The following is a 17463-nucleotide window of genomic DNA, read 5'->3' on the forward strand; positions in this document are numbered from 1 at the left end:
TCCCTAATAAAAACAGAGGCTTAAGTTGTCTGGTGGGTAGCCAGGTAACACTTTGGTGTTACGTTGTGAAACAGGAGTGTTACGCAACGTAACAACCCAGTGAGGGGGTTGGATCAACGGTTAACTGACAAAGGTGACAAAAAGGTTGCAATATAAGAAGTGCCTAATAAACTATGGCGTAACTAGATTAATTGACCAATGGAGTCGGGAATTATGTTTTTTAACATTAGTGAAATAGATGCCACGGAGCTGGCCAACTGGTCAGGTGATGAGGCGAAGAACATTCGCATCATCGATGTACGCGAATCGATGGAGATCGCCCAGGGCACCATCCCCGGCGCAGAGGCGATGCCGATGTCGACCCTGGGTAACCGTCTGGGTGAGATTGATCAGGAACGCACCACCGTCTTCATCTGCCGCAGCGGCGCCCGCTCAGGACAGGTGGTTTCCCACCTGGCACAGCACGGCTTCGAGAACGTCCACAACCTCAAGGGTGGCGTCATCGGCTGGTCACGCAGTGGATTCGACTTCGTGCAGATAGCACAGACCGCGTAAAAGATTGCAGTAACGTGGCCCTGCCCAAAAGGCAGAGCGGCGACTGAAGGGCCGGGCGATCCCCGGCCCTTTTTTATTGTCTGGAATATAAAGAGGGCCGGGGTGGGTTATAGACCTTGTTTTTATAGGCGTTTTGCGCCCTAATTAGCGCTAATGAAGTACTGAACAGAACAGTGCTCAGATTAACGGCGATGGAAGCCGATAATAATTACTAATAACGACTTAAGCGACTCAGGGAGAGAGATGCAACATTCAAACAAATCCCCCTCAGTACCATCAGATCAGCACCAGCGGCTTTCTTATGGCGAAAAGTCGTGCGTGTGATAACAATTCTAAAGGTCAGCATCGATTTCAACCAATAGAGAGTGTGTTGTGAGGGGGTGGTGTTATCGATATATACGAGCCGTCCATATATTGCGAGTTATGTGTCTTCCACATAATCAACTGTTATACACAAGGTCGAAGCCATGGATGAAATTGGAGCAATGTTAGTGCTTGTAGCCTGCTAGTTAATTTAGTAGCTGCACCTTACTACTATCGTAAGCTTCATCGGCTTATAGAGGCCTTAGAGCAATATGCTCCAGAAACATACGAAGTTTTGCAAAAGCCTAGCCTAAAGAAGCTTGGGTATAAAATGAGCCCTTCAAGCGCTGACCGCCATGGAGAGCGAAGTGAGGGCGGTTAGTCCCCGATAGTCGACGCCGTCTGCCTATTCGTAGTTGAGAGCGCGAGCGGACGACGAAGAAGATGCAGCAGCGGCTTTATGTCGGCGTAGAGTCACTGAGGGAGTTGTGTAGAGCCGCGAAGAGGTGATTACGCAACGTACGCAGGACGGTCGGGGCGCCGAAGGCATAAACGGTCGCGTTAAGTTTTTGCTGTTTGCTTGGGCTTGATGCCCAAAACAAACTTTCGCAAAAATAGCGACTCCCCGGCTCAATGGCCTTGGTAGGCTTTGTATGGAAAAATCATATATCCAAACAAATAATAGTGCGGTCATACTAGCAGGTAAAAAGCATTTAAAGGGCTCGTTATTTCATTTTAGCAATGGGTGTCATGTTTTTGGGAGTCGCACTAATGATGAGCAGTGCAAATGTATAACAAGTTTATCAACCATCGCCACTTCGTGGCTGGACCGTAAATGCGCTGCTTCGCAGCAATAGCGACCGGTTATAAAGGCGTTATGAATCAAGAGATATGGAGAGATTACGTTGATAGCTGAGTCGTTTGCTACGTGGTAGGGCTTCTAGGGCAATATCGTTCAGAGAAAGGAGCTCAATCTCAACTTGAATATAATGATTTTATGGAATGGCTATCTAAAGCTAATCATACTGAAGTCAAAGGTCTTCTCGAGTTAAACACGAGTGCAACAATCTACATAAAGGCATTGCTCAACCAAGATCACGAAATATTCAAACAGAAGCTAGAGAAAATAGATTCTGCTTTAACGGCATTTGCAAGCACTGTAGAAGGATTTTCAGAATTGGCGCAAGCCGTAAATCCAGATGCACTTCTTTCAGAACAGGCAGTTAGTATACTGGAGCAAATTCAGAATCTGGCGCCACTAAAGTTATTGAATTAAAGATGATGGGCGGCACCGAGTACATATTTATTGAAACTAGCGGAAATATTGAAATCACTGAGCCACGGTTTGTCGAAGACGACCTTAAAACATTAGTTGAATACGGCTTACTTCGTCATGATTACAATTCAAAAGGCGATAATCTGTATATCTCCACAAGAGCTGCTTCACGGTTGGTTTGTGAAAATAATTCATAACAATTTGTTCAAGTCGTTCGCTTCGCTCACTGGGACGCTCCGCGCGTTGCGGCACCGCGCCTTAACAACGCGTTAGGGGCATGTGGGGCCGGTAGTGAATAGATGACGAAATGTTAAAATATACTAGAGGTAGTAAATGCCAATAGGAACGATTGACATAAAGTTACGCCCTATAAAGCTTGCATTTTAGTTAGACCTTCAGACAGAGCTTCCTTACTAAAGGCCATAAAATTAATTCCTTCGCTGACCGCCAAGGATAGCGAAGCGAAGGCGGTTAGTCCGCGATAGTCGACGCCGTCTGCCTATTCGTAGTTGAGAGCGCGAGCGAACGACGAAGAAGATGCAGCAGCGGCTTTATGTCGGCGTAGAGTCACTGAGGGAGTTGTGTAGAGCCGCGAAGAGGTGATTACGCAACGTACGCAGGACGGTCGGGGCGCCGTAGGCATAAACGGTCGCGTTAAGTATTTGCCGCTTGCTTGGGCTTGGATGCCCAAAACATGCTTCCGCAAAAATAGCGACTCCCCGATCTCTTGTTTTCTCGATCGCTGACCGCCATGGATAGCGAAGCGAAGGCGGTTAGTCCGCGATAGTCGACGCCGTCTGTATATTCGTAGTTGAGAGCGCGAGCGAACGACGGAGAAGATGCAGCCGCTGACCGCCATGGATAGCGAAGCGAAGGCGGTTAGCCCCGATAGTCGACGCCGCCCGCCTATTCGTAGTTGAGAGCGCGAGCGAACGACGAAGAAGATGCAGCAGCGGCTTTATGTCGGCGTAGAGTCAGTGAGGAAGTTGTGTAGAGCCGCGAAGAGGTGATTACGCAACGTACGCAGGACGGTCGGGGCGCCGCAGGCATAAACGGTCGCGTTAAGTTTTGCTGTTTGCTTGGGCTTGGATGCCCAAAACAAACTTTCGCAAAAATAGCGACTCCCGGCCAATTATTCCGTTTTATAGACGTACGCCAAAGTCTTGGGGAGATGAAATTACGAGAAGCGTGTCTTCCAGAGATATCGTTGATGGTTATATAAAAGCTTTCGATCCAGACTACATTGTTCCAATCGGAGATATAAAACTTGATGGCCTAATGATTAATGAAGATAGAATCATCAAATATGGTGACTTAATTGCCGGGGTAAAAGAAGATGGTACGCCCGGATATGGAATTGGAATGTTTGAGATTCTTAGGTATTTTTATAATAAAGAAGTTAAGTTTGTTAGAAATGAACCTTTGCGTACGGTTTTTCCCAATATTGGAGGGCGATACAAGGAGTTTTGTCTAGCTTCTTTGGGTTGCTACCAGAGAGCATTGATGCTGATGTGGTGGAAAACTTTGATGGCGCAGTACACATTCAGCGGCCTTCTGTATCTATTAATAGCTACATGGATTATCTGTCTTCGAATAACGTATTTCCAAGACGATTATCAATGACTGGAATCACTCCATACCGTCCTCGATCGCATAATGAAGGGCAATCGCTGACCGCCATGGATAGCGAAGCGAAGGCGGTTAGTCCGCGATAGTCGACGCCGTCTGCCTATTCGTAGTTGAGAGCGCGAGCGGACGACGAAGAAGATGCAGCAGCGGCTTTATGTCGGCGTAGAGTCACTGAGGGAGTTGTGTAGAGCCGCGAAGAGGTGATTACGCAACGTACGCAGGATCGGAGCGCCGCAGGCATAAACGGTCGCGTTAGTTTTTGCTGTTTGCTTGGGCTTGGATGCCCAAAACAAACTTTCGCAAAAATAGCGACTCCCGGGTGTTTTTAATGGATGCGGGAAGCTCGCTTGATGTTATAGATTACTGGAACCTACGAGCTAGTGGTTGGAACGTTATTCCGATAGCAAAACAAGTAAGTGATTCTGATTCGGTAAAATCAGCTGTTAGAGAATTTATTGAAGAGAATAATGTTCCTTATAGACATAATCCAAATATGTTCCACGGTACTACGATTTTAAAAAGTAGAAGTATTTCTAAAATGATCTTGATGACTTCGTGGCACGGTTGAATATTCCCGTCCCTGAGGATCCTAAGAGATATAAATTTTCAATGCAGCACTGGTATCCTCGTATTTGGGATAACTGGGCGAGAGAGAAGGATGGGGTTGGCCGTTGTGAACTCGAAGTAAAGAGGAGCGCCATGACCTACAAGCAATACCCGATCAAATATCTATAAAAACAATAGATCCTGTATTATCAGACAGGTTTGGTGGTCATGGTACACACAGATTTGCCAATGAGATTGAAATAAGAATATATGGTGATGAAGGGAGCCTTATGCAGAAGTGATTCCTCATGGTATAGATAATTTGAACCACGCAATCGGGGCTATTGGTTTTAACGAATGGCGGGTCTCAGATAAGGGTTTGGTGTATTTGTCATCTAACAATAAGTGGAGCATGAGTTTTGAGGCGCCTAGAGCTTTAAATATAATGACCTCCTGGTTCAAATCAAATGGTTGGGAGGTGGAAATTTCTTCTTCCGGACTAATTGCGACTCAGATGTTAAAACAACTCGAAGGGGTTTGGGGTGTAGGACTTCTTAAAAGAAAAGGGTTGATCGAGTTATTAAATAAAATGAGTGAAGGCAGGGCCTTACTAAAGAACGCTTTCTGGGGAGAGATTCAAAAATTGTAAATGGCGAAAAGTACAGCTCTGATCCTAAGGGGCTGTTAAAGCGCCTTATAGATCTAAAAATTATTCGTCTAGGAACAGATATTCAGTGCCCGGTGTGTCAACAGTATTCCTGGCACAATCTTAGAGAATTAGATTATGAGACAAAGTGTCCCATCTGTTTTAATACGTCAGAAATACCTGCTCATTCTCCTGATGATATAAAGTGGTCCTATCGGTCACATGGTGCATTTAGTTTACCAAAGCAGGCATTTGGAGCGTATACCGTTCTTCTAACCTATTATTTATTCGCAAGGACGTTGGATGGTGCTACCACACCAATGATGAGTTTCAACGCAAGAAAGAATAGAGTAGATATTGAGGCTGACTTATCTTTATTTTTCCAGAAATCAAAATTCGGTAACCCTAAAAGGTATTTGGTATTTTGCGAGTGTAAGACATTTAATAGATTCGAAAAGAAAGATATAGATAGAATGAAAATAATCACAAAGGAGTTTCCTGGTCTTTACTTGTGTTTTCCACCATGAATCCCGATCTATCCGAGAAGGAAAAAAGATTAATCAGGCCGTTAGTTAAACAGGGAGAAAGTTGTGGAAGGAAGGGCAAAGTAATAACCCAGTGCTTATCCTTACGTCTAATGAGTTGTTGTCTGATATTAGTTTAGAAAATACGTATAAAGAACTTGGGGAAGCATGCTGGTTTTCACGAGCAGCGGTATGAACTTAATCAGCTTTTACCACTTTGTAATGTAACTCAGCAATTGTATCTAGCCATGGAGTCTTGGTCTGAGTGGTATAACAAAGAAGTGTTAAAAAGAAAGTGATATCGAGAAAGATGCCCCCATGAAATAGGTGTCAGAGAGGAGAAAAATAGGTGTCAGAGAGTAATTGTTTCTAATATTAGAAGATAATGCTCTCTGCCCCGGTTTTCCTAAGTAATCTATAAGGTGTATAAGGGAACCGATCCCTTGCCTCATCTGTAGCTCTGGCCGTCTTCGATGTGTTAGGTTGTGGTGTCGTTATGTGTGTAATAACAGCTAGTGGTTTAGTGCTATGTCTGCCGATAAGTAATAATGGAATTATTAATTAATACATGGGGTTGATATGAATATATCTAAATTTATAATGGCTGGAGTGCTATGTGCATGGGCAGTCTCTTCCTATGCGGAAAATTTAAAAGAGGGTGTTCCAGAGGTAAAAACGAAGTTGGAATCATTTTCTGCTAATACGGGCGTGGTTATCGTTCGTGGTTTTGAGGTGGTTGGTAAGATTGATGGGCTATATGACGCCTCAATTGAAGTAGAATCGAAAGAGTTTGTTAATGTAACAAGTGGGAAAAAAGAATACGGAATTACAATTGAGGTAGTAAAAGAAGATGGTCGATATGATAAAAAGCACATCATATATTGATTATGACGAAATAGATTCTCTCATTAGTGGTATCGACTATATATCAAAAGTAAATAACTCTTCCACAAGCTTTTCAAGCTTTCAAGCTGATTACTCCACTAAGGGTGGTCTTAGAGTTTCTACTTTTAGTATGAATAATGAAATCAAGGTGGCTATTTCGAGTGGTCGTATCAACAAAGTAAAGGCGTACTTCAATATCTTGTTCTTGCCTGATATTCGTGAACTGATTGGGCAAGCAAAAAATAAAATTGATGCTCTAAAAGTTAATAAACAGATTAATAAGTGGGGTCAGATTGAACCTCCCCCAGTTTAACGGGTACTTTTAATAAGCGACAATGTCGCAATAGGAGTATCCAAATGACTAGAAAACGCAAGCCATATAAGACCTACACCAAAGAGTTCAAATTAGAAGCGGTTCGCCTGATGGATGAGTCTGATAGACCAGCCACTGATATCGCTATGGAGCTTGGTATTCGGCGTAATCAACTCTACAAATGGAAAGAGCAGTTATCCAACAAAGGAAACAAAGCCTTTGAAGGTCCGGGAAGGCCAAAGAAGCAGGATCAAAGCGAAGTCACCACCCTTCGCCAAGAGAATGAACGGCTGAAAGAGGAGCTTGAAATCCTAAAAAAAGCCGCCGCGTACTTTGCGAGGGATCTCAAGTGAAGTACGCCTTTATTCAATCGCTCAGCACAAAGCATCGAATTATACGGCTCTGTCATGCGCTTGATGTATCAGTGAATGGCTACTATTCATGGTGCAACCGACCTGAAAGCAAGCGCTCCATTGAGGATCGCCAGCTCACCGCTAAAATAAAGCTGTTTCACAGGCAAGTCGGCAGATCTATGGATCGCCTCGCATCCATAAAGATCTGCAAGAGATGGGAGAACGTGTTGGTGTTAATCGTGTGGCCAGACTGATGAGGGCAAATGACATTGCATCTAAGATGGCTAGAAAGTTTGTCATAACGACTAACTCAAAGAACACGATGCAGCCCGCGCCAGATCTGCTTAAGCGAGAGTTTGATGTGGAAAGACCTGATAAAGCCTGGTCTCTGACACCACCTTGATACCGACGCGGCAAGGGTGGCTTTATCTGGCCGTCATCATTGATCTCTATTCAAGGCATGTCATTGGCTGGGCTATGAGCAACAATAATAACACTCTACTGGTGAAGGACGCACTCACGATGGCTATCTGGCGAAGAGGCCGAGTAGAGTCTGTAGTTGTGCACTCAGACCAGGGCAGCACCTATGCTTCAGGTGACTACCAGAGGCTGTTGAAAGAGAGCTCATTACGCTGCAGCATGAGCCGTAAAGGTGAATGCCTGGATAATGCGGTGGCGGAAAGTTTCTTCGGTACACTTAAGACCGAACTGGTAGATTACGAAGATTACAAAACCAAACAGGAAGCAAAGCAGAGTCTGTTTGAATACATCGAAGTCTTTTATAACAGACGCAGGCGTCACTCGTACTTGGGGTATGTAAGTCCTGCAGAATACGAGGCAAAGTGTGCCTCTTAATTAATTCATCCGTTAAACCGGGGGAGCCTCAGATGAAACTTAGTCCTTGATACCCCTTGTCTCCCGGCGCGCACACTCGCAAGTAATCGGTGAGCAGCTTCAATTAGTAGCATGTCGCCGACGTCATATCCTTTGGTGTCGTTATGAATCTTAAATTGGTCTAGGTCAAGAGCAGGATGGCTCCGTGGTTGTTGCAATGGTCCAAACAATGCAAGACATTGACTGTCTCCCAATCTGCTACCAAACCCTAAGAAAATATCCAATAAGAGGAATGTGGGCTGTGTGCAAGCTTGCAACTGAAGTCTAAGCCGACCTCTTGTCTCGAAAAGTGGCGTCGCCCAAAAGGTGGGGCAACTACTGACGGGCCGGGTGATTCCTGGCCCTTTTGTATGCCTGCTCAATACAAGACTCGATTTGACGGCAGGGTGCGGGGCAGCGAGAATGGTTCGCAGATTCGATTACATGTGAATCGTGCAAGGAGGCAGGCGACTGATCTCCTTTCGCCTGTTGATCTCCCTAACCAATGGGTCGCTAAGAATCGCCATGATGAAAAAAGCCTCCACAGCCCTGTTAACCAGCTCACTATTCGTTGCAAGCAGTGCGATTGCGGCTGAGCTCGATGTGGACGAGGCGATGTTGCTGGGGATGTTTGGTGATGAGGAGCTGATCAGCATCGCGACCGGTACGCCGGTGGCGATATCCAAGGCTCCGGCAGTCGCATCCGTTATCACTAAAGAAGATATCAAGGCGATGGGGGCGACCACGCTGCAGCAGGCGTTGGAACATCTGCCGGGTTTGCATATCAGCAGTGCTACTCAGGCATCGATCGTCTCTATTCGTGGTATCCATACCCGGCTTAATCCACAGGTGCTGATCCTCCGTAATGGCCAGGAGACGCATGAGCTGCTGTCACGCAAACCGGTTACGGGGCAACACTTCCCACTTGAAGCGGTGGAGCGGATCGAGGTGATTCGCGGACCCGGATCCGCTGTATACGGCGCTGATGCCTTCTCGGGCGTGATCAACATCATCACCAAAGACCCTGACGATATCGATGGGGGGGAGGTAGGTGTGCGCGGCGGCTCGTTCGATTACCAGGATATCTGGGGGCAGTTCGGTCGCGTCTCAGAGGGTGGGCTTGGTCTGGCGGCCACGGTGCAGTACTCCCACAATGATGGTGATGATGGTCGAATTGTTGATGCCGATACCCAGACCATCTTTGACACTCTGTTCGGTACTACCGCTTCACAGGCACCCGGACCGCTCGACACTCGTTATGAGGTGCTGAGCTCCGATTTCACTCTCTCAAAGGGGCATTGGAAAAGTCATCTCTCAACCCTTCACCAGCGTGACACGGGTCAGGGGGCCGGTGTGGCCAACACGCTCGATCACGACGGTTACATGGATACCGATCAGTACATCTTCGATATCAACTACCATGACGATGCATGGGCACAGTACTGGTCACTCGATCTAACTTACGGTATCCACTACTCGCAAAACGACATTAACCTGAGTGTCTTCCCCGCCGGTGCGCTACTGCCGATCGGTGCCGACGGTAACCTCGATCTTTTTACTCCGGTAGGAATGGTCGACTTCACTGATGGCTATATCGGCACGCCGGGACGGACCGAAATCACCAATCGCTTCGATCTAACGACGCTTTATACCGGTTGGGATAAACATACCTGGCGTATCAATATCGGTGGCAAGCATGAGGATTTCGAGGCGCGCTCCAAGTCGAACTTCGGCCCCGGGGTGATCGACGGAACCGTCTCACCAATCGACGATACCCTGACCGATACCACCGGACTCAGCACCAACTACATGCCCGACGTCGACCGCTGTGTGCTCTATACCTCAATACAGGATGAGTGGGCAGTGGCGCGTGACTGGATGCTCACCGCCGGTATCCGCTACGACCACTACTCTGATGTCGGTTCCACCACCAATCCGAGGGTCTCACTGGTCTGGAACAGTACCCAGGCGCTGACCACCAAGCTTCTCTACGGCAGCGCCTTTCGCGCTCCCAGCTTCAGCGATCTCTACGCGCAGAACAATCCGGTTGCACTCGGCAATCCCGATCTCGCATCCGAGACGATCGATACCTATGAGCTGGTCTTCGACTACCAGCCGAGCGACCGTTTCAGCACCCGTCTCAACATCTACTACTACGAGATAGAGGGGCTGATCGAGCTGGTTGATGACGATGGTCTGCCGGGTGGGCGATCCACGGCACAGAACGCACGTGATCAGGAGGCGCACGGCGTAGAGATCGAGGCGCTCTGGCATGTGACTAATCGTTTAGATTTGCTGGGGAATGTAGCGGTTCAGCGTGCAACTGATACGGTAACCGGTGATCGTGTCCCCGATGCGCCGGGGCACCAGGCCTTTGCCGGTATGAACTGGCGTTTTGCACCTAATTGGCTGCTCAACGGTCAGCTCCATTGGGTGGCCGATCGTAAGCGTGCCGCGGGTGATACACGTGATGAGATCGACAGTTATGCACTAACCAATCTGGTGCTGCGTCGCGATAATATCTTTGACCATTTTGATCTGGGTCTGAAGGTCAATAACCTGTTTGATCAAGATGTCCGCGAGCCAGGACCCACCAGTATCCCTAACGACTATCCACAGGAAGGGCGTAGCCTCTGGCTGGAGCTGCGGGCAAGTCTATAAAATAGTACGGTAGAAAGTAGTTCTATTTGTCGCAGAACCCCCGTCTTTTCCGATAACTCTCGGCGTACGCTGACCGCCATGGAGAGCGAAGTGAGGGCGGTTAGTCCCCGATAGTCGACGCCGTCTGCCTATTCGTAGTTGAGAGCGCGAGCGAACGACGGAGAAGATGCAGCAGCGGCTGTATGTCGGCGTAGAGTCACTGAGGGAGTTGTGTAGAGCCGCGAAGAGGTGATTACGCAACGAACGCAGGACGTCGGGGCGCCGCAGGCATAAACGGTCGCGTGAAGTTTTTGCTGTTTGCTTGGGCTTGGATGCCCAAAACAAACTTTCGCAAAAATAGCGACTCCCGGTATTTTCATCTTCTTCAATGGCGTATTGGCTATGAAGAACTATACTCTTGATCCATTATTTCAATTGACGCGATACATCGAAGGAGGCCCTCCATGTATGTAGCGATCCGACACGAAATAAGTGATTCAAACGCCTTCTGGGAAAAGGCATCAAGCTTTGTAATTCCCCCCGATATTAAACTGCTCTACTCATTTCCAAATCAGGATGGCGCCAAGGGCAACTGTCTCTGGGAAGCCGAATCGGTGGCTGCGGTTAAAAAGTTTGTTGAAGGTAATCTGGGTCAATTCAGCATTAATGAGTATTACGAGGTCAATCCCAATAATTCGATCGGTATCCAGTGAAGCAATGAGTGTAGGAACTGACGGTTTACTGAGGATTACACCGCGCTTTCATGTCCGACCCAAACCACACGTTTATCGTGACAGAGGGTGCCGCCAATGACTCAATTGCGACCATTTTCTTTTGCATCGTAGAGCATCTTGTCCGCTGCCTCTAACAGACTCTTGAGGGTTGTGCTTTACTGTTCTAACGTTATAAGCAAGATGCACGTTCTAGTCGTGATATTCCACACAAACACAGACGTTCGCTGACCGCCATGGATAGCGAAGCGAAGGCGGTTAGTCCGCGATAGTCGACGCCGTCTGCATATTCGTAGTTGAGAGCGCGAGCGAACGACGAAGAAGATGCAGCAGCGGCTTTATGTCGGCGTAGAGTCACTGAGGGAGTTGTGTAGAGCCGCGAAGAGGTGATTAGGCAACGAACGCAGGACGGTCGGGGCGCCGTAGGCATAAACGGTCGCGTTAAGTATTTGCCGCTTGCTTGGGCTTGGACGCCCAAAACAAGCTTCCGCAAAAATAGCGACTCCCCGATTAGCTGTTTTACAAGGATGGATAAATTGAAAATTCTCATGGTACTGACCTCACACGATCAACTCGGTGACACGGGTTATAAAACAGGTTTCTGGCTCGAAGAGTTTGCTGCCCCCTACTATGTCTTCAAAGATGTCGGGGCTGAGATAACGCTGGCTTCGCCCAATGGCGGCAAACCACCGCTCGATCCAAAAAGCAGTGAGCCCGATTTTCAAACGGTGGCAACTGCGCGTTTTGATGCTGATGAGGGTGCGCAGACCGCACTGGCCACAACATCAAAGCTGATAGAACTCTCGCCAGACGATTTTGATGCCGTCTTCTATCCAGGAGGTCATGGGCCGCTGTGGGATTTGGCCGAGGATAAAAATTCAATCGCCATGATTGAGTCTATGTATGCTGCCGGTAAGCCTGTAGCCGCTGTTTGTCATGCACCTGCAGTGCTGCGGCATACCAAGACAGCGGATGGTGCCGCGCTGCTAGAGGGTAAGTCTGTGACCGGTTTTAGTAACAGTGAAGAGGCTGCAGTGCTGCTCACTGAGGTTGTTCCGTTTCTGCTTGAGGATGAGTTGAAAGGGAAGGGTGGCAACTACTCAAAAGGGGATGACTGGACTCCCTATGCTATTACAGATGGAAATCTGATTACTGGGCAGAACCCAGCATCATCAGAGCAGGCCGCCAAAGCGGTGCTGACCTTATTGGATCGGTAGTGTGAAGTCTGATTGGCTGCAGGTGTGTGCCGCCTCGCTGGTTATATCAGCATCCAGCGTTTCTTCTCGCCTCCATGTGTAAGGGCCTTGGCATGTTCAGCGTTGATGGAGACCTTGTGAATAAACCAGCGCCGGTCGTCGCGTGCGTCGAGTTCATGGAGGGCGAAGTGCCCTGCGAGGCGGTGGTTGCTGTCACGTAGAACGCCGCGTGCATCGATGTCGATCTGATGTTCGGTCAGCTTTAGATGCTCTGCAGCTGATTCGATTGTTTTGGCAATTAGCTCAAAGCGGTTTTCATAGTTGAGTAGATGATTGAGGTCGGTAAGTCGCAGCTCTATCTCGAGTAGCTCGTGCTCGGCGTTGTGCATGTTCTCAACTTTATTCGAACGTATTCGGCTCGCTAGCACCTGCTGGGCTGTCTCCCGTTCGCGTCGTTCCGCCTCGCGCTCTGTTATGTCTGTCTTAATCTGCATAAAGAGGCTGTCGACGAAGTGGTCGCAGATGTTCTGAGCTAGTGTTGTTGGGTTTGCTGCCAGGCAGGTGAGGGTGTGATCAGAGAAGATTGCGGCTGTCTGTAGTACATCACTCACCGTGCCATGATGAGTGGTCTGATTACCGATGAAGTTTTTTTCGGAGTAACGCATGCCCATCAGGGCGTAGATCGTTTCACCGCTGTTGCTGCTTTGCTCTTTGATGTATTGCTGTACATCACGACTGCCACCAATCGCATTCGCTGACCGCCATGGATAGCGAAGCGAAGGCGGTTAGTCCCCGATAGTCGACGCCGTCTGCCTATTCGTAGTTGAGAGCGTGAGCGAACGACGGAAAGATGCAGCAGCGGCTTTATGTCGGCGTAGAGTCACTGAGGGAGTTGTGTAGAGCCGCGAAGAGGTGATTACGCAACGTACGCAGGACGGTCGGGGCGCCGTAGGCATAAACGGTCGCGTTAGTATTTGCCGCTTGCTTGGGCTTGATGCCCAAAACAAGCTTCCGCAAAATAGCGACTCCCCGATTTTATATTTTCGGGACGAGCGAACAGGGCGTGAATAAAGGGATCGGAGGTGAACTCTTCAAGGTTGATCTCGGCTTCGGTGGATAGCTGATTATTGAGTTCGCCTGCATAGGCCAGTGCACTCCTGACAGGCTCCTGCAGGCGCTTCTGATAGTCGCTGAATAGCCTCAACTTTGGCTCGACAAGATCAAACACTCGCTCAATGGTCGGAACCAGGTCGGGGTCAACGCGCTGCCAAAGTTGTTTCCAGAAGCTTGCCACGGTGCTGCTCTTTTTTCCTGTCACTTATGGTTGAGTCTAATCGACTCATACCGATCATTGTACCCAGTTACTATGGGTGTTCTCCGGGTGGATGGCCGTTCTGATTCACCGTGATTGGCAGGGAAATCCCTAAGAACATCCTTGTTGCTATATCTATGAATGTAGATGTAGTATTCATATCTATTATTCTAGATATAGTGATTAGTCGATATGGATGCCAACCAACTCTTCAAATCTCTTTCGGACCCAACACGGTTGCGTTGTCTCATTCTGCTGATCAAGCAGCAGGAGCTCTGCGTCTGTGAATTGACCGAGGTGCTCAAGCTGCCGCAGCCGAAGGTGTCGCACCACCTGGCCACGTTACGAAAGAGCGGCGTGGTCGCAGACCGTAAAGAGGGGCTCTGGGTCTACTACCGGATTAATCCGGCGTTACCCGAATGGTGCATCGAGGTGATGGCAACAGCGGCCAGGGGTGTTGCAGCCGATGAACCCTATGTGAGTGATGCTGAGCTGATTGAGATCATGGCCAAGGGTGCGGTCGAGAAGTGTGCAAGCTAACGAATGGGTAATAGCTAGATGTCAGTTCAGTGTGAAACGGTTGCAAAGTCAGCGGCGGGTGCTGAGATGGGGCGCTTTGAGCGCTATCTCACCCTGTGGGTCTTTATCTGCATCGTCGTAGGCATTGGATTCGGCCATCTCTTTCCTGCGCTGTTTGCACAGGTCGGTGCTATGGAGGTTGCGAGCGTTAATCTGCCCGTCGCGCTACTGATCTGGCTGATGATCATCCCGATGCTGCTCAAGATCGACTTTGCGGCACTGCACACAGTGAAAAATCACTGGAAAGGGATCGGTGTCACACTGTTTGTTAACTGGGCGGTAAAACCATTCTCGATGGCACTGCTGGGCTGGTTATTTATACGAGGTGTGTTTTCCGATTGGCTGCCGGCTGATCAGCATGATAGTTATATTGCTGGTCTGATTCTGCTCGCAGCAGCACCCTGCACGGCGATGGTCTTTGTCTGGAGTCATCTGGCCCGTGGTGAGCCGCACTTCACCCTGAGTCAGGTGGCGCTCAACGACACCATTATGATCTTTGCCTTTGCGCCGATTGTCGGTCTGCTGCTCGGCCTCTCTGCGATTGTCGTTCCGTGGATGACGCTGTTTCTCTCGGTTGCACTCTATATCGTCATTCCGGTGGTGGTAGCGCAGTGGTGGCGACGCGCGTTACTGGCCAGGGGGGGGGAGGCAGCGCTTGAGGCGACACTTAAACGTCTGCATCCCGTCTCGCTCTCGGCGCTGCTTGCTACCTTGGTGCTGCTGTTTGGTTTCCAGGGTGAGCAGATTCTCGCCCAGCCGACGATTATCGCGCTGCTCTCGGTGCCCATCCTGATCCAGGTCTATTTCAATTCGGGGCTTGCCTATCTGCTTAATCGACAGCTCAAGGTCGATCATGCAGTAGCAGGACCATCGGCACTGATCGGTGCCAGTAACTTTTTTGAACTGGCGGTGGCCGCTGCCATCAGTCTGTTCGGTATTAACTCAGGCGCTGCATTGGCCACGGTGGTCGGTGTGTTGATTGAGGTTCCGGTGATGTTATCGGTGGTGAGGATCGTCAACTCGAGTAAGGGTTGGTATGAGCGTCCGCAACGTGCGTAACTATTTGATGTTTTATTGATTGGGCAAATTGCCCAGGTGAGGAGTTTTAAATGAAATTTATATCCAGAATATTTGTGCTTTTAATGATGCTTGGCGCATCTTCGCTCTATGCATCATCCGATTTTCTGGTCGAATCCTCATGGCTGGAAGATCATATCGAGGATGAAAATATGGTGGTATTGGAGGTGCGTTACCACCCGCATCGCTACTACACCGTCGGCCACATCGAGGGTGCAGTTCAGGTGCAGCGTTTTAAGGATCTGGGCGATAACGATGCATTGCCACTGATGCGCTTTCCATCACGCGAGGTGTTCCAGGCGACGCTGCGCGAGTGGGGTATTAACGACGACTCCACCGTTGTGATGTATGACGACTCAAGCACCGCACTGACAACCCGTGTTTACTATCTGCTCGAGCTCTATGGCTTCAATATGTCGCAGGTGAAGATTCTTAATGGCGGAACCGTTGAGTGGAGCGCCTTTAACGATCTCTCTACAGAGGCCGTTACGCCCAAGCCCGGTAACGTCACGCTCAAGCCTGCTAATGAGTCGATGTTTGTCGAGTGGGACGATGTCTACGATGATGTGGTTTCACGCCGTGATGCCAATGTGGTGCTACTCGATGCACGTCCGAAAAAGATGTACACCGGCGAAGAGATCAAACACTCAATCATGGCGGGTCACATTCCGGGTGCAATCAATATCGTTAGCCTCGATGGCACCAGCTCGCAGAAGTGGCGCAGCGATGAGGAGCTGGCGGCGATGTATAGCGCCATTCCCAAGGATAAGACGATCTACGCCTACTGCCACGATGGTTTCCGGATGTCGCTAGCCTATGCGCAGCTAAAACGCCTCGGTTATAACAACGTCAAGCTCTACAACGGTGGCTGGTCACATTGGGGTAACCGTCTGACCCTGCCGGTGGTTGAGGGCGATAAACCCTATAGCGGTGATTACGATCTTTGATCGCCAGTTTGGCTAGTTAAGTGTAAGTGTCGATTTAATCGAGCGGCTAAGGTCCAGAGGTAGAGAAGCTTGTCATGAGTGTTCGTGTTGGGATTAACGGCTTTGGCCGTATGGGGCGTTTGGGTCTGCGTGCAGGTTGGGATTGCTGTGACTTCGATGTGGTGCGTGTAAATGAGATCACCACCGATGCAGAGGGTTCGGCGCACCTGCTCAAGTTCGATTCAGTGCACGGTACCTGGGATCGTGACAGTGTAGAGCGGGATGGGCAGATGATTGTCGATGGGCAATCGATCGCCCATAGCAGTAATGCGACTATCGGTGATACCGATTGGTCCGACTGTGACATCGTCATCGAGGCGACCGGTAAACACCACAAGCAACCCGAGTTACTCAACGCCTACTTCGATCAGGGTGTGAAGAAGGTGATCGTTGCCGCCCCCACCGAGGGGGCACTGAATATCGTCTACGGCATCAATGACGATCAGTACGATCCAGAACAGCATCATCTGATCACAGCCGCCTCCTGCACCACCAACTGCCTCGCGCCGGTGGTCAAGGTGATGCACGAAAAGATCGGTATCAAACATGGCTGCATGACCACCATTCACGACATTACCAACACTCAGACCATCGTCGATAAGGGGCACAAGGATCTACGTCGTGCCCGTGCCTGCGGCAGCTCGCTGATCCCCACCTCGACCGGTTCGGCCAAGGCGATCACCAAGATCTTCCCCGAGTTGCAGGGGAGGCTGAATGGTCATGCGGTACGTGTACCGCTGCTCAACGCCTCGCTCACCGACTTTGTCTTCGAAGCGGAACGCCCTGTCACCGCCGAGGAGGTCAACGGCTATTTCAAGGCAGCGGCCGAGGGTGAGCTGAAAGGGATTCTCGGATATGAGGAGCGCCCGCTGGTTTCGATCGACTATGTGAACGATCCACGCTCATCGATTGTCGATGCACTCTCAACCATGGTGATCGATGGAACCCAGGTGAAGATCTACGCCTGGTACGACAATGAGTGGGGCTATGTGAATCGCATGATGGAGCTGGCCGCCAAGGTCGCTCAGAGCCTCTAACA

The 17463-nt window shown here is 49.3% G+C and carries 26 protein-coding genes and 1 pseudogene; 17 read left to right on the top strand and 10 right to left on the bottom strand.

Features of this window, described 5'->3' with window-relative positions:
• The first annotated feature begins 213 nt into the window (after nt 1-213).
• The gene (locus tag HUE57_RS09695; RefSeq protein WP_078484315.1) at nt 214-555 is read left to right on the top strand and encodes a rhodanese-like domain-containing protein; all 342 of its coding nucleotides are present in this window, start codon (nt 214-216) and stop codon (nt 553-555) included.
• Nucleotides 556-1264: 709 nt separating this feature from the next.
• On the opposite strand, the gene HUE57_RS09700 is transcribed toward HUE57_RS09695, so the two are convergent.
• A complete protein-coding gene (locus tag HUE57_RS09700) occupies nt 1265-1492 on the bottom strand; it encodes a hypothetical protein (protein WP_174673076.1) in 228 nt (75 codons plus the stop codon).
• A gap of 294 nt (nt 1493-1786) precedes the next feature.
• Between HUE57_RS09700 and HUE57_RS09705 the strand changes: the two genes are divergently transcribed.
• On the top strand, nt 1787-2134 hold the full coding sequence (locus tag HUE57_RS09705; RefSeq protein ID WP_174673077.1) for a hypothetical protein: 348 nt from the start codon (nt 1787-1789) through the stop codon (nt 2132-2134).
• Between the two features lie 499 nt (nt 2135-2633).
• Here HUE57_RS09705 and HUE57_RS09710 read toward each other — a convergent pair whose 3' ends face one another.
• Entirely contained in the window at nt 2634-2840 is a 207-nt protein-coding gene (locus tag HUE57_RS09710) for a hypothetical protein (RefSeq protein WP_174672510.1), read from the bottom strand.
• Between the two features lie 200 nt (nt 2841-3040).
• Complete coding sequence (locus tag HUE57_RS09715; protein ID WP_174673078.1) at nt 3041-3184, bottom strand: hypothetical protein; 144 nt, start codon at nt 3182-3184, stop codon at nt 3041-3043.
• Nucleotides 3185-3223: 39 nt separating this feature from the next.
• Between HUE57_RS09715 and HUE57_RS09720 the strand changes: the two genes are divergently transcribed.
• On the top strand, nt 3224-3757 hold the full coding sequence (locus HUE57_RS09720; RefSeq protein ID WP_174673079.1) for a hypothetical protein: 534 nt from the start codon (nt 3224-3226) through the stop codon (nt 3755-3757).
• Between the two features lie 106 nt (nt 3758-3863).
• Here HUE57_RS09720 and HUE57_RS09725 read toward each other — a convergent pair whose 3' ends face one another.
• Nucleotides 3864-4004: a hypothetical protein gene (locus tag HUE57_RS09725; protein WP_174673080.1), complete on the bottom strand. Its 141-nt coding sequence runs from the start codon at nt 4002-4004 to the stop codon at nt 3864-3866.
• 87 nt (nt 4005-4091) lie between these two features.
• On the opposite strand from HUE57_RS09725, the gene HUE57_RS09730 reads away from it, so the two are divergent.
• The 7 genes and pseudogenes from HUE57_RS09730 to HUE57_RS09760 all read left to right on the top strand — a co-directional run bounded on the left by HUE57_RS09730 (nt 4092) and on the right by HUE57_RS09760 (nt 7885).
• On the top strand, nt 4092-4331 hold the full coding sequence (locus HUE57_RS09730; RefSeq protein ID WP_174673081.1) for a hypothetical protein: 240 nt from the start codon (nt 4092-4094) through the stop codon (nt 4329-4331).
• A gap of 276 nt (nt 4332-4607) precedes the next feature.
• Nucleotides 4608-4958 (top strand): hypothetical protein, encoded by a 351-nt coding sequence (locus HUE57_RS09735; RefSeq protein WP_174673082.1) that lies wholly within the window; start codon nt 4608-4610, stop codon nt 4956-4958.
• A 1100-nt stretch (nt 4959-6058) separates the two neighbouring features.
• Nucleotides 6059-6364, top strand: coding sequence for a hypothetical protein (locus HUE57_RS09740; protein ID WP_174673083.1), 306 nt, complete (start codon nt 6059-6061; stop codon nt 6362-6364).
• On the top strand, nt 6330-6677 hold the full coding sequence (locus HUE57_RS09745; protein ID WP_236860568.1) for a hypothetical protein: 348 nt from the start codon (nt 6330-6332) through the stop codon (nt 6675-6677). Before HUE57_RS09740 ends, HUE57_RS09745 begins: the two co-directional genes overlap by 35 nt.
• A gap of 44 nt (nt 6678-6721) precedes the next feature.
• Complete coding sequence (locus HUE57_RS09750; RefSeq protein ID WP_174672767.1) at nt 6722-7030, top strand: transposase; 309 nt, start codon at nt 6722-6724, stop codon at nt 7028-7030.
• 163 nt (nt 7031-7193) lie between these two features.
• Nucleotides 7194-7433: pseudogene (locus tag HUE57_RS20270) on the top strand (IS3 family transposase); the annotation flags it as partial.
• The gene (locus HUE57_RS09760; RefSeq protein WP_272902035.1) at nt 7412-7885 is read left to right on the top strand and encodes an IS3 family transposase; all 474 of its coding nucleotides are present in this window, start codon (nt 7412-7414) and stop codon (nt 7883-7885) included. The pseudogene HUE57_RS20270 and the gene HUE57_RS09760, both read left to right, overlap by 22 nt.
• Nucleotides 7886-7890: 5 nt before the next feature.
• Here HUE57_RS09760 and HUE57_RS19950 read toward each other — a convergent pair whose 3' ends face one another.
• Nucleotides 7891-8286 (bottom strand): diguanylate cyclase domain-containing protein, encoded by a 396-nt coding sequence (locus tag HUE57_RS19950; RefSeq protein ID WP_320416231.1) that lies wholly within the window; start codon nt 8284-8286, stop codon nt 7891-7893.
• Nucleotides 8287-8428: 142 nt separating this feature from the next.
• Here HUE57_RS19950 and HUE57_RS09770 point away from each other — a divergent pair, with 142 nt between their 5' ends.
• The gene (locus tag HUE57_RS09770; protein WP_078485065.1) at nt 8429-10564 is read left to right on the top strand and encodes a TonB-dependent receptor plug domain-containing protein; all 2136 of its coding nucleotides are present in this window, start codon (nt 8429-8431) and stop codon (nt 10562-10564) included.
• Nucleotides 10565-10692: 128 nt separating this feature from the next.
• Here HUE57_RS09770 and HUE57_RS09775 read toward each other — a convergent pair whose 3' ends face one another.
• Nucleotides 10693-10923: a hypothetical protein gene (locus HUE57_RS09775; RefSeq protein WP_174673086.1), complete on the bottom strand. Its 231-nt coding sequence runs from the start codon at nt 10921-10923 to the stop codon at nt 10693-10695.
• A gap of 84 nt (nt 10924-11007) precedes the next feature.
• On the opposite strand from HUE57_RS09775, the gene HUE57_RS09780 reads away from it, so the two are divergent.
• Nucleotides 11008-11256, top strand: coding sequence for a hypothetical protein (locus tag HUE57_RS09780; RefSeq protein ID WP_078485064.1), 249 nt, complete (start codon nt 11008-11010; stop codon nt 11254-11256).
• Between the two features lie 190 nt (nt 11257-11446).
• Here the strand turns inward: HUE57_RS09780 and HUE57_RS09785 are convergent, their stop codons facing one another.
• Nucleotides 11447-11767, bottom strand: coding sequence for a hypothetical protein (locus tag HUE57_RS09785; RefSeq protein ID WP_174673087.1), 321 nt, complete (start codon nt 11765-11767; stop codon nt 11447-11449).
• A 43-nt stretch (nt 11768-11810) separates the two neighbouring features.
• Here HUE57_RS09785 and HUE57_RS09790 point away from each other — a divergent pair, with 43 nt between their 5' ends.
• Complete coding sequence (locus HUE57_RS09790) at nt 11811-12491, top strand: type 1 glutamine amidotransferase domain-containing protein (RefSeq protein WP_078485067.1); 681 nt, start codon at nt 11811-11813, stop codon at nt 12489-12491.
• A gap of 41 nt (nt 12492-12532) precedes the next feature.
• On the opposite strand, the gene HUE57_RS09795 is transcribed toward HUE57_RS09790, so the two are convergent.
• The 3 genes from HUE57_RS09795 to HUE57_RS09805 all read right to left on the bottom strand — a co-directional run bounded on the left by HUE57_RS09795 (nt 12533) and on the right by HUE57_RS09805 (nt 13764).
• The gene (locus HUE57_RS09795; RefSeq protein WP_174673088.1) at nt 12533-13141 is read right to left on the bottom strand and encodes a hypothetical protein; all 609 of its coding nucleotides are present in this window, start codon (nt 13139-13141) and stop codon (nt 12533-12535) included.
• Between the two features lie 114 nt (nt 13142-13255).
• Nucleotides 13256-13477, bottom strand: coding sequence for a hypothetical protein (locus tag HUE57_RS09800; protein ID WP_174673089.1), 222 nt, complete (start codon nt 13475-13477; stop codon nt 13256-13258).
• Nucleotides 13438-13764: a hypothetical protein gene (locus HUE57_RS09805; protein WP_174673090.1), complete on the bottom strand. Its 327-nt coding sequence runs from the start codon at nt 13762-13764 to the stop codon at nt 13438-13440. Before HUE57_RS09805 ends, HUE57_RS09800 begins: the two co-directional genes overlap by 40 nt.
• Before the next feature lie 210 nt (nt 13765-13974).
• Between HUE57_RS09805 and HUE57_RS09810 the strand changes: the two genes are divergently transcribed.
• The 4 genes from HUE57_RS09810 to HUE57_RS09825 all read left to right on the top strand — a co-directional run bounded on the left by HUE57_RS09810 (nt 13975) and on the right by HUE57_RS09825 (nt 17461).
• Nucleotides 13975-14322, top strand: a complete 348-nt coding sequence (locus HUE57_RS09810; RefSeq protein WP_078485062.1) for an ArsR/SmtB family transcription factor — start codon at nt 13975-13977, stop codon at nt 14320-14322.
• Nucleotides 14323-14388: 66 nt separating this feature from the next.
• A complete protein-coding gene (arsB, locus tag HUE57_RS09815) occupies nt 14389-15420 on the top strand; it encodes an ACR3 family arsenite efflux transporter (protein ID WP_174673741.1) in 1032 nt (343 codons plus the stop codon).
• Nucleotides 15421-15470: 50 nt separating this feature from the next.
• Nucleotides 15471-16385: a sulfurtransferase gene (locus HUE57_RS09820; RefSeq protein ID WP_078485061.1), complete on the top strand. Its 915-nt coding sequence runs from the start codon at nt 15471-15473 to the stop codon at nt 16383-16385.
• Between the two features lie 74 nt (nt 16386-16459).
• A complete protein-coding gene (locus tag HUE57_RS09825; RefSeq protein ID WP_078485060.1) occupies nt 16460-17461 on the top strand; it encodes an ArsJ-associated glyceraldehyde-3-phosphate dehydrogenase in 1002 nt (333 codons plus the stop codon).
• The last annotated feature ends 2 nt before the right edge of the window (nt 17462-17463 follow it).

This window comes from Candidatus Reidiella endopervernicosa, assembly GCF_013343005.1.
Classification (GTDB): Bacteria; Pseudomonadota; Gammaproteobacteria.